This is a genomic window from Paenibacillus barcinonensis, assembly GCF_003217495.1.
Classification (GTDB): Bacteria; Bacillota; Bacilli; order Paenibacillales; family Paenibacillaceae; genus Paenibacillus; species Paenibacillus barcinonensis.
Genome location: NZ_QJSW01000006.1, coordinates 1 through 22,865, shown reverse-complemented (window position 1 = coordinate 22,865; position 22,865 = coordinate 1). Strand labels below are relative to the sequence as shown.

Genomic DNA, 22,865 nt, shown 5'->3' with positions numbered 1-22,865 from the left:
CTCCGGCCAATCGCTGGAAACACGCGACTTAATCACCTTCCTGTGAGCTACTGCCACGCTCATACCAATACCCGGGAATCTGCTTTTCCAGGCGCAGTAGCGCTTCAAGATAAAAATAATCTCCCCAGATCATATAACCATCCAGCCCATAGTCGCCTCTGACATGATATGATCCATGATCGATAAGGCCTTCGTATTCCTGCGCCATGCTCATTGAAGACTCGGCTAGTGCCGACATGGTCAGCAAGACCACATCTTCTAATCGCTGCCTCTGCGGATCTGCAGGTGCCAGATGCTCCAGTAGTTCCAGTATGCCACAAACCGCAATAGCGGAAGCGGAGCTGTCCCGACTGGTAGAGCCGGTCACGGGAACGTCAAAGTCCCAATAGACGATGCCGTCAGCCGGTATTCGTTCTATGAAATAAGCAGCAAGGCGTTTCGACGTTTCCAGAAAACGGAGGTTTCCCGTGTGGCGATAAGATAGAGCAAATCCATAGATGCCCCACGCCTGTCCCCGTGTCCAGGTAGACCCGTCCCTGTAGCCTTGATGTGTTCCCCCTCTAAGCGGATTACCGCTTCGGTCAAAATAAAAGGTGTGATAGGACGAGTCGTCTCCCCGGACAAGAAACTTCCTTGACAACTCGGCCTGTCCGACGGCAACCTCTGCATAGCGGGGATTGCCGGTTGCGCTGGAAGCCCAGTACAGTAGCGGGAGATTCATCAAACAGTCGATGATGATACGCCCCCCATTCTCCGGATCATCTTCCGGCCCCCAAGCCTGAATGAGTCCAGATGCCTCTCGCCAACGTCCCAGTAGATGGTCAGCAGCTCGCAGTGCAAGCAGCTTGTGCTGCTCGTCCTCTTCAATGATCCAGCCCGCGAGTGCGGATAAGCCATATAGGAAGCCAATGTCATGATGTTCTAGGGCATGTTGGTTCTGGAGACGGCGATGAAAGCTGTCAATCTGGCTATTAGCCTGCAATCGCAGATATTCGTCACCACTGTATTCGTAGCATAGCCAGACTATCCCCGTCCAGAAGCCTTCGATCCAATCCTCGTTATCGCCCCAGTCATAACATTTGTCATTAGCAATATGAGGAAACTTCTGTTTGTACCGAGACAAATTGTGTTTCGTTTTGAGGACTGCATATTCGATGGCCTCATGCCATTTTACGTTCGTTACTAGAGTGTTCTTCACAGTTTTCATCCTTTCACAGAACCGGCAGTAATGCCCGAGATAAAGTATCGTTGGAAGAAGAGAAATACAGTGACTACCGGAATAAGCGACAGCACGGTACCTGCCATAATCAATTGAGTCTGCGATGTGAACTCACCGTTCAGACTGGCCAAGCCGAGCGGCAATGTCTTAAGGCTATCGCTGGTAAGATAAATAAGTGGAGCCTGAAAATCATTCCACACCCAGGAGAAAGCGAAGATTCCAAGTGTTGCTAACGCTGGCTTGGCCAGCGGCATAATAATTCTGGCAAAGATGCCAAATTCGTTGCAGCCGTCAATCCGTGCCGCTTCAGAGAGCTCTTTCGAGATTCCTGACAAGAACTGGCGCATTAGGAACACGCCATAGGGACTAAAGATTTCCAGCAGGATTAGTGCCCAATGGCTGTCGACAAGGCCTAGCTTCTTAATGACGAAATACTGCGGGATCATAATGACCTGATAAGGGATCATAAAGGCTGCAAAATACATGATGAACAATCGGTTCTTCCCGGGGAAATCCAATCTGGCAAAAGCGTACCCAGCTAGAGAACAGGTGATTAATTGCCCCAAAGTAACCAGAATAGAGACCTTCAGAGAGTTGAAATAGTATAACGGAAATGGAATACTGGTCCATACCTCGACGTAATTCTCGAAGTGAAAAACTTGCGGAATCCACTGTATCGGATACTGGAACACTTCCTCCTGCAACTTGAAGGAGGTAGACAGCATCCATAGAAAGGGTACGATCATGACCAGCGATATTAAAATCATCAACAGATGCGCCAGAGATTTCGGCACGGCTCGACCTAGTAGTTGACCCATCGTTTCTCCCCCTTGAATTGAACATAAGTAATCGCCAGAACGATCAGGAACAGCACGATGGCCTCAGCCGAGGCGTAGCCAAATGCGGAATTGCGGAACGATTGAACGAAGATATCATAGACGAGCAGCTTCGTGGAGCGGCCCGGACCACCACCGGTCATGACATACACAAGATCAAATGACTTGAACAGATTAATAATGCAGGTAATGATGACAAAGAACGTCACAGGAGATAGCATCGGCAGCGTGATATTGCGGAAACGCTGCAGGATATTAGCGCCGTCAATGTTGGCTGCCTCATACAGCTCTTTGGAAATTCCCTGCAAGCCTGCCAGGAACAGCAGCATATAGTAGCCGGCCATCTTCCAGGCGGAGACAAGGATAATGCTGAGCAAAGCCCAATTCGAGCTGACCAGCCATCCGGGGGGCTGCTCCATAAATTTGCCAAGGAACATATTCAGCGGTCCGAGCGTTGGATTGAAAATGGCCTGCCAGACCACCGCTACTGCGATAAAAGATGCAATATGGGGGAAGAAGAATGCCGCTCTGTAGAGCGACATCCCTTTCATTTTCTGGTTAACAAGCAAGGCCAGTGATAGAGATGCAATGATAACGAGGAGGCAGGAGCCAAAGGTGTAGAGCAGGGTATTCTGTAAAGCAATTCGAAAGTTTTCGTCCCTCACAAGCCGCAAATAATTATCCAGCCCGTTCCATTTTACCGGGTTATACCCGTCCCATTCTGTGAAGCCAAGCCCCAACGCCATCACACTCGGAATAGCAATAAATAGCAGGAACCCTAGCAGATTTGGGAGCAGAAAGAGATAAGCTGTTCTCGCTTGCGGATGCATCATCCGTTGCCACAATGACGGTTTTTTGCTTTTTTCCAGTAGGCGGGTTCCCTGTTCCCCCAGCGCGCTTTTATTCAAAGAAGACATTTCATCACTTCCCTACCTCTTGATCTATTGAATCTCTTGGTCTCTTCTCTTCTTGATGTTTTCGATTGCTTCCTCAGGGGTTAGCTCTCCCAGCAAGGCCAATTCCCCTTCTTCTGTAGCGATGGCATTCATCTGGGTAATCCCCTTGCGTAATTCTCGTTCTGGAACAGATGTAATATTGAAAATGGCATCCATGTTCACTGCATCATTGGTAAAGGTTGCTTTGTACTGATCCTTGACACGATCCGCTGCGGAAGCCGGTGTCTGATATTTGGCCACAATCTTCTGCCCTTCTTCACTGGAGATAAAGCTGATCCACTTCTTGGCTTCCTCGGGATGCTTGGAATCCGAATTCACGGCATGAACAACCACTGCAGTCATTGTTGTGCCCTTCTGCACTCCCGGCGGATGAGGAACATACGTCATCCCCCAGTTAAAGTTCAGCTTATTGTCCTTCTGATCCTGTTCCAGCATGCCCGGGAACCAGGTTCCCGTAACAACCATGGCGTATTTCCCGGTGAGAAATGCCGTTCTGTAATGTGCATTGGTTGCCTTGTTCTCGGCTATGGAAGGCTGTGCACCGCTTTCCGACAGCTCTTTGCGCAGCTTAAGTCCTTGCACATAAGGGGTTAAGTTGTCACTGTAGAGCGAGCTGCCAAGCTGCTGCCCGTAGGAGTACCAGGTCTGCGGCCAGTCCGGCATGAAGGAACCGTAAATTTTGTCTGGCCCGCTTCCACTTGTCATTTTCTTGGCGAGTTCAACATATTGCTCCCAAGTCAGGTCGTCACTGGGATATGCAATTCCCGCTTGATCAAAAAGATCTTTATTGTAGTAGAGCGCCCAGCCGTCCGAACGGAAAGGTAAGCCATACAGCTTATCGTTAATTTTCAGATTGTTAAAGAAGGATTGAACACCCGATAGCTCTGTACTGTCAGCAGTCACAAGATCATCGAGTGCCAGCGCGCGCCCCGACGAGGCCAGCTTGTAGTATTCATCGAGACTCTTAAAAGCAAAAGCATCAACCTCGCCACCCCCTGTGAGGGTAACGGTTAAACGTTCGCTGTAGGTGTTTGCATCACTTTTGGTAAAATCAATGGTGATGCCTGGGTTTTTCGCTTCGAACGCCTGAGCCAGTTCATCATACATCCGCTCTGAGGCGCTGTCGTTCCATAGCATGAACTTGATGGCTACTGCCTGCTCCGAAGCTGATGGATTCGCCGCTGTATTATCCGTTTTGCTCGATCCGCATCCGGCCAATAGCACCGCACTGGTCATAATTCCAATCAAAGGCTTCATCCAATTTTTCATGTGTTCCCCTCCAAGTTCGAATGTGTGAGTATTTCTTACTTGATGTAACTATAATAGAGTTCCAGGCGTTTGTCTTTGCACAAATCTCAGTACAATTGTTGAGTTATTCATTTTTATGATAGCGCTTTCTGTTAGTTATATGTTATATAATATACTATATATATGACATTTTAGTATAAAAAAAAGGGGAGGCCCCCTTGGTTAGTCTAATATTCAGTTTTGTGTTCTGTTTTACAGATCCCCGCGGTATTCCGAGGGCGTTTTTCCTGTCCATTTTTTGAATACCCGTGAGAAATGACTGAGATTATGCAGACCTACCTGCTCTGCAATCTCCTGTATGCTTCCTTCTCTGCGCCTGAGCAGCTCTTTAGCCCTTTCCACACGAAAGCCAGCTACGAAGGACATAGGCGTCTCTCCAGTCTGTTCCTTAAACAGCGTGGAGAAATAATTTGGATTTAGATGAACAGCACCAGCCAAGCGGCCAAGCGTTATCTTCTCTGCATAATGCTTCTGCACATAGCGGATCGCTGATTCCACATCTATGGTCACCGAGCGTTCATTGTCCTGCATAACGGTCCTTAAGGCAGTTGACATCCGCTCCATGAATTGTCCGGCGGTTGTGCAGGAATGGGCAAGACTGATGGTTTCCCCCCAAGCTGCGATATGCTCCTGATGAAAATATCTGCCGGGAATATTCCGCGTGAGCAACATCGTTAGCGCCTGAACCAGCCGCTTTGGATGAACGCTACGCCGCTCGGCGTCCTGCATCAGCTGATCTAAACAATCCATAATGGCATTCGCATTGCCGCTCGCCAGCAAGGCAATCAGATTCTGCTCCTGTTCAGCCTGAAGTACCGGGACGGAGATTTGATATATACGCTTGTGTCCATACTCCACCATATGGTTCCAGCCCGTATAGAATAGATCTGCCTGTAATTCCTCCGCTTCACGGTAAGCCTTCTCCCACTCGCTCGGTCCGGCCACTCTGGAGCTGATCAGTATACCCGTATCCTCATAGCGCTCCAGCAGCAGGCGCGGTACTTCAATTCTGTCCTCTAGAATAAGATGCAACCGTTGCTCCGTGTCAACGAACAATCGCCTCTCCGCTATGACGGCCGGGTAGGGAAACCCCTCCAGCCAAGCATGAATGTCCGTCTGCCCCCATATTTCCCGGTCCATCAGCATAATAATCCATCTCCAGCCAGCGTCATCCCGCGCACTTGGCCTGAACTGTTTCAGCCAGGCGGATGGAGAATGTAGCTCAAGTTTCCGAACTTCAGGCTGGGATGCTTCCCGTAGCCCGGAACCCCCGCTTTGCTCGGAAAGCTTCCCGTGAAAAGTATCATACAGCCGTTCTAGGCAATGCTCGACCTCTCCGGATGATAGATTCAGTTTGTCCAAATACTCGAACACTCCGTAGCGTATACCTTGCCTAGCAAGCCCAAAGTCGGTATGGCTGCTGAGTATACAAATCAGCACTGTCGGTGATATCTCGCGGATACAGGCGATCAGTTCCATCCCGTCCATTCCTGGCATGCGGATATCCGTTATCACAACATCCGGCTGCAACCGGATGAACATTTCGAGAGCATCTTTTCCATTGCCCGCCTGACCCGCTATTTCAAAGCCGTATTGCTCCCAGGGCACTGTTCTTAGCAATGCCTCTCTAATTAGCCACTCATCTTCTACCAGCATCGTTCGAATGGACATGTTGTCGCCTCCTTATGAACACAGCTTTATTAGCTTATTGTCGCTTTGGCAGCGTTACCTCCACCTGGGCGCCGGATCCTGGAGAGCTTTCGAAGTGCAAGGTTGCTGCTCCACCGAAATACAGAGCAATGCGTTGCTGGATATTGGACAACCCAATTCCGGAATATGTTTGCATTTGTTCTACCTTCTCCACTTCTACGGTCGCTTCGAGGGGACGTTTGACTGTACCGGCCCCGTTGTCGGATACAGTGATGGTGAAAGTGTCGGATATATCATAGGCCTGTATCCAGATATGAATTGGTGCCTCACCATACATCCCGTGATAGATACTGTTCTCCACCAGCGGCTGCAAAGTAAAGCGGGGGATGCGCTGCCCAAGCAGTGCATCTGGTACATCAATCAGGACATGAATGCGGTCTGGGTAGCGAATCTGCATAATAGTCAGATAATGCTGGAGTGCATCCAGATCCTCTTCAACAGTCACGAGCGGATTCTCTGGATATATTTTTGACGATAGAAAGTATCCCAGAGCATGCACGACCTCACGGATCTGCTCCATCTGTCCGTGTAGCGCTAACCCACTGATTACCGCCAGCGTATTCTTAATCATATGGGGGTGAATTTGCGATTGCAGCGTTTGCAACTCTAGCTCCAGCTTCTGCCGCTGCTCTACCTCCATACGCTCATGCAATTCCTTCAAATCAGAGGTCATGCTCAGGAATGAACGCTGGAGTAGATCAAGCTCAGGGTCGGTGCGAATCAGTGGAAGATGTGTCCATTCGCCCGACCCGATCCTTCTCATGACACGGACCATCTGCTTAATTGGCCGCAGAATTCGGCCAGTGAACAAGTGTCCCAGAAGGATGGACAGTAATGCGCAGAGTCCGATGATCACCAGCAAGATGTTGCGGATCTGTCCAAGCTCGGACAGGAAATTTTGGTAGGGAATCTCCTTGACGACGACCCAATCATTCAGAAGCTTGGCGGATATATAGAGAGAATTGTTCATGCTCTCCCCTTGATTCAGTACGGCGGTGACTTTACCGTAATCTGCAGCGACCGCTTCTTGCAGGATCTCAGCAGGCACGGTTGCGTCTGATGCGGAATACACCGGGGAACCATCCTGTTTCGCGATGATAAACTGGTTATTCGAAGCCAGATCTTCTACCAAGGCCGCCACGGAACTCGAAATCATTATTTTCCCCCACTCTTTCCCGGTCTTTGCATCCGTATATCCGGCCTCATAAGTGAGCATAGGCTCTGTCGCGCTTGACGGATCGAACGCCAGATGCGGAGTTACCCATACGAACCGTCCACCGCTTCCGGCTTCCAGCACTTTTTTGAACTCCGTCTTGCTGTCAAGATAGTCAGCTAGCCTGCTGCCGTCTGCCCCCCAACTTGTGAACACTTTACGGTTATAGCCGTAAATTATGATGGAGGGCGTTTTTTTGAATTTGGTAAAGACCAGCTTGCTCATCAATTGATTGAATAGATCCCATTCCTTGATGTACCGCTTCAGATCGTCTGGTGAAGATTCTGGATCAAGCATCTGGCGGACGCTTTCCTCCTGCCCGAACGATCCGGCTAGCATTTGGTACATGGACAGCTCACTGTCCACTGAGGCAACTGTCTGTTCGAGTAGACGAGACTGGATTTCCATAGCTTGGTGAATGATTGTACGCTTGGAGGCATTGTAACCAGCCCAGCCGATAACAATCATGGGAAGCACACCGAAGAGCAGCAAGATCACGATAAATTTGGATCGCAGGGTCCATCTGGTGATTTTTGTGCTCACAACCTTCCACCCCCTGTAAAAACGAGAAATTTTCCCCACCAATCCGTAATGCTTGAGTAAATAAATTTAAGTATGTGTCATATGAGCATGGACTTCAAGATAAAAAAGAAGGAAATGTTTCAGCAATGAATGAATGCATTTAGTCACCTCGGGACAAGAGCTTGTAACGATAAAACAAAAAAAGCCGCTGAAACAGCGACTTTAATGGAAGTATGTTTTTCACTCGACAGTGCCACGATGACATCCATCAAAATAAGAATCTTTTCCTTTATCCCCTATCGTAACGCGCACAAGTTAGACAATCAATTCAAAATCGCAGCTCTGGAGCTCCGCGGAATTCGGACCAATGAACAATTTGAATTCGCCATCTTCAGCTACGAAATCGCTGTTCTTGTTGTGAAATTTTAACAGGGCCTCGTTAATTTCGAACTCGATGATTTGGCTTTCGCCGGGCTTGAGTCTAACCTTCTTGAAACCTTTCAGTTCTTTCACGGGTCTAACCACACTTCCTGTGATGTCTTGAATATACATCTGTACGATTTCTTCCCCCTCCATTGCACCAACGTTTCGCAGGGTGATCGAAGCTGTCAGTTCTTCATCCCGGCGCAATTTCGTGGTATTCAAGGTAAGGTCTGAATACTCGTAGGAAGTGTAGCTCAAGCCGAATCCGAAGCAGTATAACGGATCGTTCGGCGTGTCCAAATATTTGGAGGCATATTTCCCTTGGCGAGCATTGGCAGGTCTGCCTGTGCTGAAGTGATTGTAATAAACCGGAATTTGCCCCTCATTTTGCGGAAAGCTCATTGTCAATTTTCCAGAAGGGTTGTAATCGCCGAATAATACGTCTGCGATAGCATGGCCTGCCTGTGCTCCAAGATACCATGTTTCAACGATGGCATTCGCTTGTTCGTGCAAATCGCCTAGTACAAGGGGACGTCCATTGGTAAGGAGCACAATGACCGGCTTGCCGGTTTTCATCACTTCGCGTGCCAGTTCAAGCTGCGCATCAGGCAGCGTAAGTTTTGATCTGGAAGCTGCCTCACCGGATTGTTCGCTATGCTCTCCCAACGACAGGATTACAATATCACTTTGTCTGGCAGCACGCACAGCCTGCTCCACACCGCCGTCGATGGCCTGTTCTACCTCACATCCCTGCACGATCAGCAGTTTTTCAGGATGATGAAGTTTATCCTCTATTCCTTTTGCAATCGTAACGGTTTGCTCTGCATAATTCGTAAATTGCCATGAACCCAATAGATCCTTGCTGTTGCTGAAGGGACCAATCAAGGCAATCGTTGAATTTTCTGGTGATAACGGTAGTGTTTGATCATTTTTAAGGAGCACAATCGATTGGTGGGCAAGATCAAGGCTTGCTTGAAGGTGCTCTTCAGACATATACAGCTGTTCCGCTTCTTCGGGACGGATATAGCGATAGGGATCATCCATAATCCCCGTTTTATATTTGAAAGTGAGGATTCGTTTCACGGCCTCGTCCAGTTGTGCTTCCTGCACCAGTCCCTCTACAATCAGTTGCGGCAGAACTTCGGCGTAGACAGACGTGACCATTTCAATATCCAATGTAGCGTTAATCGCTTGCTGCGCTGCCTGTTTCTTGTCCTTGGCAACACCGTGCATAATCAATTCAGAGATCGATCCATAATCGGATATAACCATGCCGTTAAACCCAAGTTCTTCGCGAAGTAACGTGTTCAGTATGTCTTTATTCCCGGCGACGGGTATTCCATTAATTGTGTTAAACGAATTCATTACGGAACCTGCACCTGCCTCCACTCCTGCTTTAAAGGGTGGCAAGTATACTTCTCTCAAACGCTGGTCGGATACATCCACGGTGTTGTAATCACGGCCCGCCTCAACTGCACCATAAGCCACAAAATGCTTCAAACAAGCGATAATTGTATTCCGATCTGATAACGAATCACCTTGATAACCTTGTACCAAAGCTTTGGCGATCTCTGAGCCCAAAAACGGATCTTCTCCCGCTCCTTCGACAACACGGCCCCAACGGGGATCACGCGTGACATCGACCATAGGCCCATGATTGTAAGTAATACCAGACGCAGCTGCTTCTTTGGCCGATATGGAAGCCGCTCTTCTGATCGAGTCCATATTCCAGCTGCATGACCATGCCAGAGGCACCGGGAAAATGGTCTGATAGCCATGGATAACATCGGCGTTGAAGAACAACGGTATGCCCAAAGGGGACTTTTCTACCGCGATGCGTTGTAGTTCGTACACTTTATTCATGTCGAACGCCCCTAGAATGGAACCAACTCTGCCCTCTTCTACCATCTGCTGAGGTGAATCTGCAATCACCGTGTTTCCAAAGGAAAAAGCCGAGGCCATCGTTTGGCTCATTTGTCCAATCTTGTCTTTCAACGTCATGCGGGCGAGCAATGCTTCTACTTCTCCAGCAATCTCTTCGTTGCTTCGTTCCTTGACTTCCCTTGGAAGCAGTTGCCGGACTTCTTCTTTCAAGCCGTCGAGCAAGGATGGCCCCGCTCCTCTCATGCCCTTCAAGTCCAATCGGCCGATTTTCGGAAATAGAATAAATCCGTGGAATGCTTCTTGAGTAAAGGTCATCTCTAGTTCAACAGGTTTTTCTCCAAAAAAGTGTGAGAAGCCTACCGCCTTCAGTTCGCCATCTACAAGCGAGGTCGGTTTGAATTGAACACGAAAATCGAGTGGTTCCATTCTCATCGTGATTCCTGCTTGCACAGAAGCAGCCTCGTCTTTAGTGATTTCAAAAGTGAATTTCATATTGAAGGCATCTGTTTTGGCAATAGAGCTCCATATTTCTTGGATCATTATGCCTTCACCTCTGTTTCATCCAAAACCGCTTTTTTATCCATCGCTTTATAGAAAGGATAGTAGGTGATAACAGAAATGATAATAATTATGACCTGGAACACAGCTACACGCCATCCACCAGACAAAAATCCGTTAATGATTGGCGGCAAGCCCAGAGGTACTTGCAGACCAAGACGTGGAAGAACATCAATCGCTGTAAGGAAATAAGCCAAAGAATAGCTGATGATTGGACTGATGATAAAAGGCACTGCAAGAACGGGGTTCAGAATAATCGGCGCACCGAAAATCGTAGGTTCACTGATTCCAAATACGGCCGAAGGCGCAGTGATTTTACCGAGTTCCTTATAACGTTTGCTTTTAGCAGCTAGGAACAAAAAGGATAGCCCGATGGAGCAGCCTGCTCCAATACCATAGACAAACATAAAATTGATACCGACAATATTAGGAAGCGGCTGACCCGCCGAGAAGGCAGACAGATTTTGCAGATCAAGTGCCATGAAAATTGGCATCATCACTGATAACGTAACCATCCCTCCGTGGATACCAATAACCCAGAAAATCTGGCTAAGGAACCCTATGGTGAGAAGAAATGCCCAGTATGTTCCACCCAAGTTTTGTAACGGTGTTTGAAGCAGTTCGTATACGAAATTATGAATACTTTCATAATGCGTCATTTTGAAGATAGCGTTAATAACCACGACCACTGCCACGATAATAATCCCTGGAATCAGGCCGGCAAACGACTTCGCTACTGAGGGAGGAACGCCGTCAGGCATCTTGATGGCGACACCTTTAGAAACCAACATGACATAGAGTCTTCCGACCAGCAGACCTATAATGATAGAGATAAAAAGTCCTGTTGCCCCCAACCATTGGAAAGTCAGCATGTACTCTCCGTTTTCTTCAATCCGAATCGGTGTCAGAAGCAGAAAGCTAAGTAGTGCAAGCAATCCGGCATTCAGCCCATCTTGTTTGAAATTGCGTGACATCGCGTAAGCGATGCTGAACACCGTGTATAGCGCAGTCATATCTGTGGTTAGCTTGGTGATCAGCGTGAGATAATCTTTTATGCTGCTGCTTGATAAAAAATCCTGATAAATCGGAATCGGTAATCCCTTTAGAAGAGCCGCGATTGACCCAATGAAAATAATGGGCATAATCCCCATTAAACCTTTGGTAATTGAATCGAAATATTTATTTTCTTGTAAAATTCCAGCGAAATGCTGAAGCTTGTCCGTAATCGCTTCCATTTTTAATGCCATGTGCTTACCGCCTCTTTCTTTGACCAGTTCTTGTTAGGTGTGGAGATCACTGAATACTTCAATCAATTCTTCAATCAAATCAATCGTTAGTAACGATTTCATTAGATGATCCTGTGCGTGCACGACCAGAAGGCTCATTTCGAGCTTTTCCTCGCTTGCCGCATCCTTTTGAATCAACTTGGTCTGAATTTTATGGGCTTTGACCGATTCCGCAGAAGCCTCTTTAATGAGCACTCTGGCTTGCTCAAAATCCCTTTTACGTACTTCAGCCAACGCCGCAAAAGCTTTTTTGTTAGCCTCTCCGGAATGAAGAATCATTCCCATAATCTGTTGCTCAGTATTGGTTTCCATATATCTATCCCTCTTTATCCATGTATTATTTATTGTTCTGTAAATCTATCGCAAAACGGAGCACCTTATCCCCATTTCCCATACCATAATCAAGGCTGTTAATCACGGCAATAGGCTTGCCGGTTTCGCCAAATTCTTTTTCTACACCCTTTAGCTTGTGAGATACTTGTGGCCCGAGCAATACAACGTCAAACTCGTTAATATACTCTGACAGTTCTCCAACAGGATGTGCCTCAATTTTCCAATCCAGCTGGTCGGGAGCTAAAGCCTTTTTCATTTTGGTTACCAAAATGCTTGTAGACATTCCGCCCGCGCATACTAAAATGATATTCATCGATGTTCTCTCCTTATTAATATATATACTTGATAAATTGTTCAAACTGGCTTGCTTGTGAAAGGTTTTTAATATCCTCACGATCAAGAATATGCTCAATTACTTTGTAAAGCTGTTTCAATTTCTCTTTTTCTTTGGGATTGATCGCGACAAGCAGAACGATTTTGATTCTTTTTCCTTCATGCTTGATCGCTTCTTTAAGCACGCCGATGGAGACAAATGTGAAATTAGCCTGATAATCCATGGCATGCGGCAGTGCAATAGCGTTGCCAAAGACCGTGGATTGCATTCGTTCCCGCTCCAGCACAGACGCAATGAAATCGTCAACATCTGTGATTGCCTTCTCTTTCAACAAGCTCTGGGCCATCTGTTTAAGCACGGATATATAATCCTGACCTTTTACAAAATAGTGAAAGCATTGCTCGTTAAAAAAGGACGTGTCCGTTAACTCCTCACTTCGTGGTTGCGGTACCATCATTGAGCCGGTTAGATAGCTTTCAATTTGAGCCATGTCTGATTTGGACAATAAGGGGTTAACCAGAAGTAAAGGGATGTTTACCTCTTGTTCAATTGGAATGGTCGTAATCAACAGATCTACCTTTCCGAATTCCTCTCGCAGCAAGGCATCCAGCTGATAGACAGAATACCATCCAATCAAATCGAGTCGCTCTCCGTAATAGGACATGACACGGCGGTACAAGATTTGAGCTGTAGCTAATCCAGATCCACACAGGATGGCTACCGCAGGTTTTTCAAATACTTCTTCCAATGCCACTGCTAAATGCAGGGCGATAAATGCGAGCTCTGATTCGTTCAGGAGGAGTCCATATTGATTCTGTATGATCGGTACCAGCACATTGGACATTTCAAATGCAAACGGGTATCTTTTCCTTGTTTCTTCAGACAAGGGGTTGAATTCAAAGGTATGCGTTTTCAAGCGATTAATCAGCGGATCAATATGTTGAATGAGATGATTCCTGAGCACAGTGTTTTCGTTGAAAGGTATACCGAATTTGCGCTGAATATCAGCGATTAGACGATCAACGATATATGCGGCTTCTTCACCAAAACCGTGCAGTTGTCCGCTCTGCTTGCTTAACAGCCGCTTCGAACGCATTCTCTGAAGCAGATAAGCAATTTCCTTGTCATCCATCGTATCGACAACGCCGACCAGTGCTTTTCTTAATGTTGCGGTCAATTCATGGTCCAGATTTTCGTCAACCGGAGTTACGATACCGAAGCCATGCTCGATACGCTTGAAGGTAATAAAGAAATCGAATGATAAAGAAACAATCTCATGGTCAGCCAGGAAATAGCCGCCTGCATTTAACATGTTAATTATCAAATTTTGCAGGTCCAGCAAACGATCATTTAATTGTTCCTCGGGCAGGACAATCCTTAGCCTATTGACTATCTCCATCTTTCTATGCGTCAGCTCCAGCTGCAGAACGTAAAGCATAAGTGCTCTTTTTGAAATCTCGTTGCCAACAAGCAGTAGTCCCTTGGTCGTTGATACTTTTAGTTCCAGCTGAGGAATCTGTTCAATGATTTCCTGAAGCCGTCTCACGTCCAAATTAATCGTCGTCCTGGATACGTAAATATGTTCTGCGAGTTGTTCCATTCCGATGTAGCTGGTTGAAAATGAAAGAGCAAACACGATGTACGTCATTCGTTCAACGGGAGTGTCTGGCAATACAGACATGGGCTTTTCCTCCCATAAACGATTGAGCCGTTGACGGATTGCTGGCTTAGCCCAATCATCAACGTAGTACCCCCGTTGTTTGGATGATTGGATCTCCATTTTCTGTTCGAGCAGCTCTGCATTGATAGCCCGGATGTCTGACCTTACAGTTCGGTCACTCACATTAAACAATTGAGCTAAAGCACTCCCTGTGACGGGGGTATTTGCATTTAACAAATGGAGAAGTATGTCCAGATGCCTTTCATTCATAATGTTCTCCTCCTGCTTGTAGTCACCTCCTCCTGAAGCCTAGACAAGTTGCTATCTGTCCCGCACTGGATTGGGATTATTGTAAGCGAAACCAACTAAGGTAGGGAAGTAAACTTTTTTCCTAATGACATAGGAAATACACATCTCCAGCTTTGGGCTATGAAGTGGGGGCACTCTCGTGCCTAATATTCTTTTCTTCCTTCTTTATAAAAAAAACAAATAGCAGGATCGTCTGTGATCCTGCTATTTTGTTACTATTCCATGAGTAGTAAGGCATACTCATTCTTTCACTATGGGTTCAGCGGTGCCCAAACGGATCGTGTCCATGCGATCTGCATGCCGACTCGTTCCATATTATGTTGACTGGAGCTGCCAAAGCTGGCTTGAGCAACGACCAGTTCACAGTTCGCTTGGTATGCTTCGTACATTCGCCACATCAAGAGTGCGGTTTGTAGACCTTTCCGTCTATATTCAGGAGCGGTTGCCGCTAATGTGCAAGAGGCAATATTACTGCCACTGCCGATATGCATTACAGCAACGGCGGCGGGTACGCCGTCCCATGCGGCTAAGAACAATTTCCAACCAGGACGATGAAGCAGACCGATGTTGTTATTGACAAAATGATGTTTATGTACGATATCCATTCCAGACCCGACACAATGTATACCTGCATAGAGATCAAAATCCGCCTCGTTATCAATCTGGCGAATGGTTATATTAGAGGGTAAGTTTGGTAATTCACATGTTGGTAGACCATAGAGAACAGAAAGAAAGCTGTTTTGATATAATCCTTTTTCAGATAGTCGTCTTAACATTGCAGGATGAGTACCCGTAGGATGGATATCTAGCTGAAATGCTCTATTTCTTTGTTCATAGAACTCAATGATCTCTTCCAGTTTTTCAATATCGTCCTGCGAGAAGCCCTTTACTGAATTGAATAATCCCCACGGCATGGATTGGATATAGAAGGCAGTTGTATCTCCGAACTGCTTAATCTCGACCCCTTCGGGATTTCCAGCTCGTTCTCCAATGGAGCTAATTCTGGAGGTGAAGTAATCGGTTTCACATTTCACAATCCGTTTCGCTAATTCTTCGTTAATCACTGGCAATCTCACTCGTTTCCCACATCCTTCTCATTGTTATTCTGTTTAGTCGCTCCACCTTATCGTTTTGCCCGGGTCCCACAACTAACATACCGTTTTCATCCCCAAATTCATAGACTTATATTCAACCCAAAGAGGAGCCGCTTTTTTAATGAAGCGGCTCCTCTTAGTTAAATCCAGCAAAAGTAAAATAACTTCCTCCAAAACAGAATATCTCTAAATACTTACTACATTCCAGCGAGCTGTAAAAGCTCTTCCAGTTTCAAAGTTCCAACAACTTGATATCCTTTATGAACTCCGAGTGGTTTAATAATGACTGTCTCCATACTCGCTAGTTCTCCTAATCCCACACCTGGAGGAAAAGAGTGAGCTACAATCAACCGGTTAGAACCCGTTGGAACTGATTGTTCAACTTCATCTGTGAATGCTTGAAGTGTACTGTCTACAATTTGAGTGTTCGGCATCAAGCTGAGTTTATATATGTTTAACCAGAACGCATTTACCTTTGCATTTTGTGTACCAAAAGCAATCTGAGCGGTTTGCATTGTTCTACACAGGGGGCTGGCCTCTACAGGAAAAAGGACGGGGATATTCAGTTTTCGAATAGCATTGCCATACTTATCTGCCTGTTCCCTTCCAAGTGCACTTAAATTCCGCTGTGTGGAGCAATCGGACAGACTAAAATTTTGCTGATCTTCCCCTGCTGTTGCATCTCCATGTCGAACATAAAGAACGTAGCCCCCTTTTTGCAGGTCATTTATGAGGGGAGCTTCGGAAATATCGGATGCTTCGACATGATGTGAAGCTCCAACGAGCAGAAAAAGACTGATGAACAACATACATAAACGGTACACCAGATGTCCTCCTTTTTCTCCCTACTCTCCCCCCTGCAATCATTTTTTATCCAACATTCAAGATTTCATCTTCCTGATGCGTCCAAAACTTCAATTCCTTATTGATTGCTCATCACGTGCAAATAAAAATTCAGATCGTTTTCTAGATGTTTTTTCATCAAGGCTTCTGCCTTCTCTCCGTCTCTGGACTTTATTGCACTATAAATCTCCTCGTGCTCATCAATAAGATGAGGACGATTATAGATCACCACTGTTTTGCGGAACAGATAAATAATAGCCTGCATTCGATCTATAATATCAATCATGAGTGGATTATTACTCGCTTTGACAATATCGTTATGGAAACTTTCATTCGCTGCCATGATTTCTTCTTTTGTGCCTGTTCTTCCGATCTCCACATACTTATACAGTTCATCAATTTCATTGTCTTTCAGGAAATTTGCCGCGCATTTGGCTGAGTATCCTTCAAGTAAAATACGAACATTAAACAAATTACGTAAATCTTTTTCGGTAGGTTTAACTACTTTCTTCTGAAGAATTAACCCCTCGTTCTCTAGCTTGCGAATCGAATCCCTGATGGGTGTTCGGCTCACTCCGAGCTCAGCAGCCAGTTTCTCTTCAACGATCTTTGTACCGCTAGGAAGCTCACCATTCAATATTTTATCTCGGAGAATTTCATAACACTGATGATACGCCGGTCGTGAACTATGATTTTCATGCACTAACTTCACCTCAGTTTCATTTCTCATATCAATATAGTACCAAATTATGTTCATAAAAGCATTCGTATATACGATGCTGATCGATAAAAATATACGATAATTCAAAAATTGTATACAAAATAAGATTTTAATGTATACAATTTTAAATTATTAGTATACAATGAAAACGCAAACAGCGATGTAAGCGGTTGCTGTAAGGGTTCAATATGATAAGCGTTCGTCAAGTCGATTTTATGTTTTTCATGCAACTTGCTGAACATTATCCTTTCATGGGCATTAGCAGATTTCGTTTTAGAAAAAGGTTTAGGAGGACAACATTATGGCAAAAAAAGTAGGTTTTATTGGACTGGGCATTATGGGAAAACCGATGGCTCTAAATCTCAGAAAAGCGGGACATGAATTAACCGTGAATGATCTGAATCAGGAAGCGGTTCAAATATTGCTAGACTGTGGTGCAGCTGAAGCTTCCTCACCAAGAGAAGTCGCCGAGAACTGTGAAATTATTATCACGATGCTCCCTGCTTCTCAGCATGTGCAGGCTGTTGTTTTGGGTGAACATGGCATTTTATCTGGAGCCAAAGAAGGCTCTATTATTATCGATATGAGCTCCATTACTCCTGCTGTTTCCATCGCTCTGGCAGAAGAAGCCGCCAAAAAAGGAGTTGGTTTTCTGGATGCGCCGGTTAGTGGCGGGGAGCCTAAAGCTATTGATGGTACGTTGGCCATTATGGTGGGCGGCAAAGAAAGCGTATTCGAGCAAGCCAAGTCAGTATTGTTTGATATGGGGACGGCAGTCACTCTCGTTGGGGATAGTGGATGCGGAGTTACAGCGAAGCTCGCGAATCAGATCATCGTTAACTTGAATATTGCTGCTATGTCCGAAGCACTTGTTCTGGCAGCGAAAGCGGGCATAGATATCGAGAAAATGTACCAGGCCATTCGAGGTGGTTTAGCAGGTAGTGCCGTTCTGGATGCCAAAGTTCCGCTGATTCTGGAAAGAAACTTTGCTCCAGGGGGCACGATCGCGATTAACATGAAAGATATCACGAATGTCATGGAGACAGCACACGAGATTGGTGTACCTCTTCCCCTATCCAGTCATCTGTTAGAGATGTTCCATGCGCTGAAGGTTGACGGGAAATTGATGCATGACCACGGCGGGATCGTGCAGTATTATGAGAAATTAGCGAATGTTGAAGTAAGGGGGCTTGATCATGCAAACCAATAATCAATCTGTTGAGGAAGTATTCAATAACATACCCTCTGTAGATACGTCCCTTGTTCAGCAAATGATGGAAAAGGAACTTCAACAATTTGATCACAAAATTATCGTGCTTGATGATGATCCTACGGGTGTGCAAACGGTACATGGTGTATCGGTCTATACGGATTGGTCGCTGGAAAGCATCGACAGAGGTTTTAAGGAAGATCATCCCATGTTCTTCATTCTTACCAACTCGCGCGGATTTACAGCTGCCGAGACAACAAAGGCACACCAGGAGATTGGTGCAAATATCGTTGAAGCTGCAAAGAGAAATAATCGCAAGTTTACGATTATTAGTCGTGGAGATTCCACATTAAGAGGTCACTACCCGTTAGAGACGGAAGTGTTGAAGGATACAGTTGAAGCCAAGTCAGATATGCAATTTGACGGTGAGATCATCCTCCCCTTTTTCAAAGAAGGCGGACGCTTCACCATTGATAATGTTCATTATGTTCAATATGGTACGGAATTGGTGCCTGCTGGAGAAACCGAGTTTGCTAAAGATCGCACCTTTGGTTACTCCCGATCACACTTAGGCGAATGGGCTGAAGAAAAGTCGAATGGCCAGTATTCAGCAGAGCATATGACTTACATCTCTCTCGAAAATCTGCGCAGCATGAACATTGACATGATCGAAAATCAGTTGTTGAGTGTTGAGAATTTTAATAAGGTCATTGTCAATGCGGTTGATTATATCGACGTACAGCTCTTCACCATTGCTTTGATTCGAGCGATCCATAAAGGTAAACATTTTATGTTTAGAAGTGCTGCTGCACTGACCAAGGTCATTGGAGGCATTAGTGACCGAAGTCTGCTAACGCGTGCAGAGATGATGAGTGATGACACCGATCATGGCGGATTAGTTATTATTGGGTCACACGTCCAAAAAACAACAGAACAGTTCGAAGAGCTGAAGAAGTCCAATGCAGTTGAGTTTGTTGAGTTTAACGTACATCTTGTTCTGGAGCCTGATCAATTTGAGAACGAACTGAACAGAGTTGTTGAAACGACGAATAAATGGATTCTTGAGGGTAAAAATGTCGCTGTCTACACCAAACGGGAGCGATTGGATCTTGGAGAGGACAGAAAAGAAGATGAATTAAAGCTGTCCGTCCAAATTTCTGATGCCGTTACGAGTATTGTGAAACGTTTGGAAGTACAACCAGCCTATATCATTGCTAAAGGTGGCATTACCTCAAGCGATATTGGAACCAAAGGTCTGGAAGTCAAAAGAGCTACCGTTGCAGGGCAAATTCGTCCAGGGATTCCCGTGTGGACCACAGGTAATGAAAGCAAGTTCCCGGGCATCTCCTATGTCATCTTCCCTGGTAACGTGGGTACCAAAACGGATTTAAGAGAAGTTGTTGAAATGTTAAGCGCAAAGTAATTCAAGTAAATTCAAGTACAGGTTGAATAGAACCAGCATGTAAGGAGCAGCACTGGACTAACCCATAACCTATAACACAACAGTGCTCTCCCTGCATGTGGTCTTTTGGATCAAGACAATCAGAAAAGAGGAAAACATATGCCAATTCTCTCCGTTACCATTGGAGTTGTTCTACTGCTCATCTTAATGATGGCCTTTAAGTTAAACGCTTTCATATCATTGATTATTGTCTCTCTGGCTGTTGGAGTGCTGGAAGGAATGACACCGATTCAGGCGGTTGAGTCCATCGAATCCGGTTTAGGTGGAACACTTGGTCATTTAACGATGATTATTATCTTTGGAGGTATTCTCGGTAAATTAATGACCGATTCCGGTGGCGCACAGCGAATTGCAACAACGATGATCAGCGCTTTTGGTCAGAAGCGAACGCAGCTGGCAGCCGTTATTACAGCAGCTATTGTTGGAATCGCTTTATTTTTCGAAACTGGGGTAGTGGTATTGATCCCGTTGGTATTTACCATCGCCAGAGCCGCACGTGTGCCTGTTCTGTATCTTGGAATGCCTGTCATTGCAGCCCTTATAACGATGCACGGATTTGTGCCTCCACACCCGGGTCCAACAGCTGTTGCTAATGTTTTTGGAGCCAATATCGGATTAACGATGATCCTGGGCATCCTAATTGCAATCCCTGCATTTATCCTTGCAGGTCCTGTGTACACCAAGCTGTTTAAAAAAGAAGCCTTGCAGATTGACATCCCCAAAGGATTATTTGATCCAAAGAAATTCAAGGAAGAAGAGCTGCCTAAATTCGGAATCAGCCTTTTCACTGCACTTCTACCCGTCATTTTGATTGCGCTGCAAACGATTGTGCATATTTTTGCTCCTGAATCGGTAATCTCACCCGTGACTGATTTTATCGGTAATGCGAATGTAGCTTTGTTGATCTCTGTCATTTTTGCCATCTTCACGTTTGGATTGAATCTGGGCAAAAAAATGCCGGAAATCATGAAATCGCTGAGTGAGTCTGTAAGCGGAATCGGTATGATTCTTCTCATTATTGCTGGTGGCGGTGCGTTCAAGCAAGTGTTGATTGACAGTCATATTGACCAATATATTTCTGATCTTATGGCAGGCTCCACTCTTTCTCCCCTCATACTGACATGGTTGATTGCAGCCATCTTGAGAATTGCTGTTGGTTCTGCAACGGTGGCCGGTATGACAGCAGCTGGTATTGCCGCACCGTTAGTTGCCGCAACCGGGGTCAGTCCAGAACTGATGGTTCTGGCGGCTGGTGCAGGTAGTGTGACGTTCTCCCATGTAAATGATGCAGGCTTCTGGATTTACAAAGAGTATTTTAATCTTAGTATAGGCAAAACGATAAAAACCTGGTCCGTTATGGTAACAATTATATCCTTGGTAGGACTCGCAGGTGTTCTGATTTTGGACATGTTTATGTGATATATTAGCTTAAGCAGTAGTGCACAAAAGAGTGGAAGCAGAGGTACATCTTGCTTCCACTCTTTTGTGTTTTCGGTCACTTCCTGCTCGTATTTTCGGTTGTCAGGAGCAGGTTACTCTTCATGGCCCTTCATATAATCATCATATAACTGCTCAAAGGTTGCAAAACGTTTGACTTCCCTGCCCACCTTATGATACTCATCCAGATATTGATCCATTACTTCAAGGAATTGCTCTTTCATGACAGGAAGATCACTTGCATTAAAGTATTGCATCAGATCAAATTTCTTCGTGCCTTTTGTCATAGCCATTTCATCAAGATACTCCTGTGCTCCAAAAGCAGAAAGGAAGACATAGGCGGCATCGTTTGTACCAACACTTTTCTCGATTTTATGGCGATAGTTGCACCATAATTCCTCGTAGGTGCCTTTCAGATTATCAAAGCTTGGAGCGGGTTTTACAATAAACATATCACACAGCGTACGATGTAACATCTCAACGCTTCTCAACATATTAAAGGATGCCGTGCGGATCTCTTCCATAGTGTGAGCGTCGATAATTGACATGTATAAGGATTCAAGATCATTCGGTACATAACGAAGTGATTGGATTTCCTCCAGATATCTCTTGATACCTCGCTGGATGCATGTATTATTCATACTAACCAGGGCATGCACCAGATTGTACAGAACATTGGCAGATGCCTGTCGCACTGAACCGATGTCTTCACCCAGCACGGTGTCACTGTATGCTTGTTTGGCCTGATTGATCCATTCCTTAGCCCGGTTAAGACATGCTTCTCCAATCGGGGCTGCAAGTGCATTGAGAGCTTTTTGCCGGAAACTATTCAATCGCTCCAAGTCCTCAGGCGCTGCATAATAGAGAATTTTTAAGTTGGTCAAGCTCGATACCGCTGGACTTTCCAAGGTGGATTGCTCTCGTATTCTTGTATCCCATGGTGTGCAGTAGATGTCATATCCAACGTCATCCAGGATGAAGCAATCGGAAATTCCCCATCCCCGATCTGTATGATTAATAATAATCAGATCCAGATCACTCTTCTCATGAAAATCCCCCGTGTTAAATGAACCCGTAAGCCCAATAATGGCGATATCATTGGGGAAATCTTTTTTTGCACGTTCAATAATCATGTTAATCAGCTGTTCATTTTTTTGCTGTAGCTTCTTCTTTATTATTTCGTTCATTCGTTACACCCCTTTTTTAAAACCAGGTCGTTTTTCTTCCCGGCAACCTTAACTTGAGTCTAACGATGAAGCATTGCAGTGACTATGTATAAGTTGATTTAATCCATCTTTGCACAAAATCCGCTAAACCGTCGATACGACCATTTAGCGGATGACATTAGTTCTTTTTATAAGACGGATTGTAATATGAAGTGCGACACCTACTGGAAATAAATAAAAAATGGCCCATGGCCGGATTCGTGTAGAATGAAGTCACCACAACAACCATTCACACAAGGAGAATCCACCATGAGCTACACACATCTTAGCATAATCGAACGCAGCAAGCTAGAAATCCTCCACCAGCAGGGGAAAAGTACC

18 protein-coding genes are annotated in these 22,865 nt (G+C 45.5%); 3 read left to right on the top strand and 15 right to left on the bottom strand.

What is annotated here, in order from left to right:
* Window positions 1–28: 28 nt before the first annotated feature.
* The 14 genes from DFQ00_RS11235 to DFQ00_RS11170 all read right to left on the bottom strand — a co-directional run bounded on the left by DFQ00_RS11235 (window position 29) and on the right by DFQ00_RS11170 (window position 17,218).
* On the bottom strand, window positions 29–1,198 hold the full coding sequence (locus tag DFQ00_RS11235) for a glycoside hydrolase family 88 protein (RefSeq protein ID WP_244213796.1): 1,170 nt from the start codon (window positions 1,196–1,198) through the stop codon (window positions 29–31).
* Window positions 1,199–1,203: 5 nt separating this feature from the next.
* Window positions 1,204–2,037 carry a carbohydrate ABC transporter permease gene (locus tag DFQ00_RS11230; RefSeq protein WP_110896584.1) on the bottom strand — a complete coding sequence of 278 codons (834 nt, stop codon included), beginning with the start codon at window positions 2,035–2,037 and terminating at the stop codon, window positions 1,204–1,206.
* A complete protein-coding gene (locus DFQ00_RS11225; protein ID WP_244213795.1) occupies window positions 2,022–2,972 on the bottom strand; it encodes a carbohydrate ABC transporter permease in 951 nt (316 codons plus the stop codon). The genes DFQ00_RS11230 and DFQ00_RS11225 overlap by 16 nt, the downstream gene beginning before the upstream one ends.
* A gap of 24 nt (window positions 2,973–2,996) precedes the next feature.
* On the bottom strand, window positions 2,997–4,280 hold the full coding sequence (locus DFQ00_RS11220; RefSeq protein ID WP_110896583.1) for an ABC transporter substrate-binding protein: 1,284 nt from the start codon (window positions 4,278–4,280) through the stop codon (window positions 2,997–2,999).
* A 231-nt stretch (window positions 4,281–4,511) separates the two neighbouring features.
* Entirely contained in the window at window positions 4,512–5,990 is a 1,479-nt protein-coding gene (locus tag DFQ00_RS11215) for an AraC family transcriptional regulator (RefSeq protein WP_110896582.1), read from the bottom strand.
* Window positions 5,991–6,024: 34 nt separating this feature from the next.
* Window positions 6,025–7,785 (bottom strand): sensor histidine kinase, encoded by a 1,761-nt coding sequence (locus tag DFQ00_RS11210; protein ID WP_110896581.1) that lies wholly within the window; start codon window positions 7,783–7,785, stop codon window positions 6,025–6,027.
* A 294-nt stretch (window positions 7,786–8,079) separates the two neighbouring features.
* Complete coding sequence (gene bglX / locus DFQ00_RS11205) at window positions 8,080–10,611, bottom strand: beta-glucosidase BglX (RefSeq protein WP_244213794.1); 2,532 nt, start codon at window positions 10,609–10,611, stop codon at window positions 8,080–8,082.
* Window positions 10,611–11,864, bottom strand: coding sequence for a PTS sugar transporter subunit IIC (locus DFQ00_RS11200; RefSeq protein WP_244213793.1), 1,254 nt, complete (start codon window positions 11,862–11,864; stop codon window positions 10,611–10,613). Before DFQ00_RS11200 ends, bglX begins: the two co-directional genes overlap by 1 nt.
* Before the next feature lie 45 nt (window positions 11,865–11,909).
* A complete protein-coding gene (locus tag DFQ00_RS11195) occupies window positions 11,910–12,227 on the bottom strand; it encodes a PTS lactose/cellobiose transporter subunit IIA (protein WP_110896579.1) in 318 nt (105 codons plus the stop codon).
* A 25-nt stretch (window positions 12,228–12,252) separates the two neighbouring features.
* On the bottom strand, window positions 12,253–12,561 hold the full coding sequence (locus DFQ00_RS11190) for a PTS sugar transporter subunit IIB (RefSeq protein WP_110896578.1): 309 nt from the start codon (window positions 12,559–12,561) through the stop codon (window positions 12,253–12,255).
* A gap of 16 nt (window positions 12,562–12,577) precedes the next feature.
* Complete coding sequence (locus DFQ00_RS11185; RefSeq protein WP_110896577.1) at window positions 12,578–14,512, bottom strand: BglG family transcription antiterminator; 1,935 nt, start codon at window positions 14,510–14,512, stop codon at window positions 12,578–12,580.
* A gap of 290 nt (window positions 14,513–14,802) precedes the next feature.
* Window positions 14,803–15,615: a GNAT family N-acetyltransferase gene (locus DFQ00_RS11180; RefSeq protein WP_208643774.1), complete on the bottom strand. Its 813-nt coding sequence runs from the start codon at window positions 15,613–15,615 to the stop codon at window positions 14,803–14,805.
* A 227-nt stretch (window positions 15,616–15,842) separates the two neighbouring features.
* Window positions 15,843–16,469 (bottom strand): histidine phosphatase family protein, encoded by a 627-nt coding sequence (locus DFQ00_RS11175; RefSeq protein ID WP_244213792.1) that lies wholly within the window; start codon window positions 16,467–16,469, stop codon window positions 15,843–15,845.
* Between the two features lie 98 nt (window positions 16,470–16,567).
* Window positions 16,568–17,218: a GntR family transcriptional regulator gene (locus DFQ00_RS11170; protein ID WP_110896861.1), complete on the bottom strand. Its 651-nt coding sequence runs from the start codon at window positions 17,216–17,218 to the stop codon at window positions 16,568–16,570.
* A 292-nt stretch (window positions 17,219–17,510) separates the two neighbouring features.
* Between DFQ00_RS11170 and garR the strand changes: the two genes are divergently transcribed.
* The 3 genes from garR to DFQ00_RS11155 all read left to right on the top strand — a co-directional run bounded on the left by garR (window position 17,511) and on the right by DFQ00_RS11155 (window position 21,300).
* Window positions 17,511–18,419, top strand: a complete 909-nt coding sequence (gene garR / locus DFQ00_RS11165) for a 2-hydroxy-3-oxopropionate reductase (RefSeq protein ID WP_110896575.1) — start codon at window positions 17,511–17,513, stop codon at window positions 18,417–18,419.
* A complete protein-coding gene (locus DFQ00_RS11160; RefSeq protein WP_110896574.1) occupies window positions 18,406–19,842 on the top strand; it encodes a four-carbon acid sugar kinase family protein in 1,437 nt (478 codons plus the stop codon). The genes garR and DFQ00_RS11160 overlap by 14 nt, the downstream gene beginning before the upstream one ends.
* Window positions 19,843–19,980: 138 nt before the next feature.
* Complete coding sequence (locus tag DFQ00_RS11155; protein WP_110896573.1) at window positions 19,981–21,300, top strand: gluconate:H+ symporter; 1,320 nt, start codon at window positions 19,981–19,983, stop codon at window positions 21,298–21,300.
* 113 nt (window positions 21,301–21,413) lie between these two features.
* Here DFQ00_RS11155 and DFQ00_RS11150 read toward each other — a convergent pair whose 3' ends face one another.
* On the bottom strand, window positions 21,414–22,505 hold the full coding sequence (locus tag DFQ00_RS11150) for a nucleotidyltransferase domain-containing protein (protein WP_110896572.1): 1,092 nt from the start codon (window positions 22,503–22,505) through the stop codon (window positions 21,414–21,416).
* Between the last annotated feature and the right edge of the window lie 360 nt (window positions 22,506–22,865).

What these genes read in the sequence shown, in the direction of transcription:
- garR (WP_110896575.1), top strand. Translation starts at nt 17,511, where the DNA reads ATGGCAAAAAAAGTAGGTTTTATTGGACTGGGCATTATGGGAAAACCG.
- DFQ00_RS11200 (WP_244213793.1), bottom strand. Translation starts at nt 11,864, where the DNA reads ATGGAAGCGATTACGGACAAGCTTCAGCATTTCGCTGGAATTTTACAA.
- DFQ00_RS11170 (WP_110896861.1), bottom strand. Translation starts at nt 17,218, where the DNA reads ATGAGAAATGAAACTGAGGTGAAGTTAGTGCATGAAAATCATAGTTCA.
- DFQ00_RS11190 (WP_110896578.1), bottom strand. Translation starts at nt 12,561, where the DNA reads ATGAATATCATTTTAGTATGCGCGGGCGGAATGTCTACAAGCATTTTG.
- DFQ00_RS11160 (WP_110896574.1), top strand. Translation starts at nt 18,406, where the DNA reads ATGCAAACCAATAATCAATCTGTTGAGGAAGTATTCAATAACATACCC.
- DFQ00_RS11220 (WP_110896583.1), bottom strand. Translation starts at nt 4,280, where the DNA reads ATGAAAAATTGGATGAAGCCTTTGATTGGAATTATGACCAGTGCGGTG.
- DFQ00_RS11195 (WP_110896579.1), bottom strand. Translation starts at nt 12,227, where the DNA reads ATGGAAACCAATACTGAGCAACAGATTATGGGAATGATTCTTCATTCC.
- DFQ00_RS11185 (WP_110896577.1), bottom strand. Translation starts at nt 14,512, where the DNA reads ATGAATGAAAGGCATCTGGACATACTTCTCCATTTGTTAAATGCAAAT.
- DFQ00_RS11215 (WP_110896582.1), bottom strand. Translation starts at nt 5,990, where the DNA reads ATGTCCATTCGAACGATGCTGGTAGAAGATGAGTGGCTAATTAGAGAG.
- DFQ00_RS11150 (WP_110896572.1), bottom strand. Translation starts at nt 22,505, where the DNA reads ATGAACGAAATAATAAAGAAGAAGCTACAGCAAAAAAATGAACAGCTG.
- bglX (WP_244213794.1), bottom strand. Translation starts at nt 10,611, where the DNA reads ATGATCCAAGAAATATGGAGCTCTATTGCCAAAACAGATGCCTTCAAT.
- DFQ00_RS11230 (WP_110896584.1), bottom strand. Translation starts at nt 2,037, where the DNA reads ATGGGTCAACTACTAGGTCGAGCCGTGCCGAAATCTCTGGCGCATCTG.
- DFQ00_RS11155 (WP_110896573.1), top strand. Translation starts at nt 19,981, where the DNA reads ATGCCAATTCTCTCCGTTACCATTGGAGTTGTTCTACTGCTCATCTTA.
- DFQ00_RS11225 (WP_244213795.1), bottom strand. Translation starts at nt 2,972, where the DNA reads ATGTCTTCTTTGAATAAAAGCGCGCTGGGGGAACAGGGAACCCGCCTA.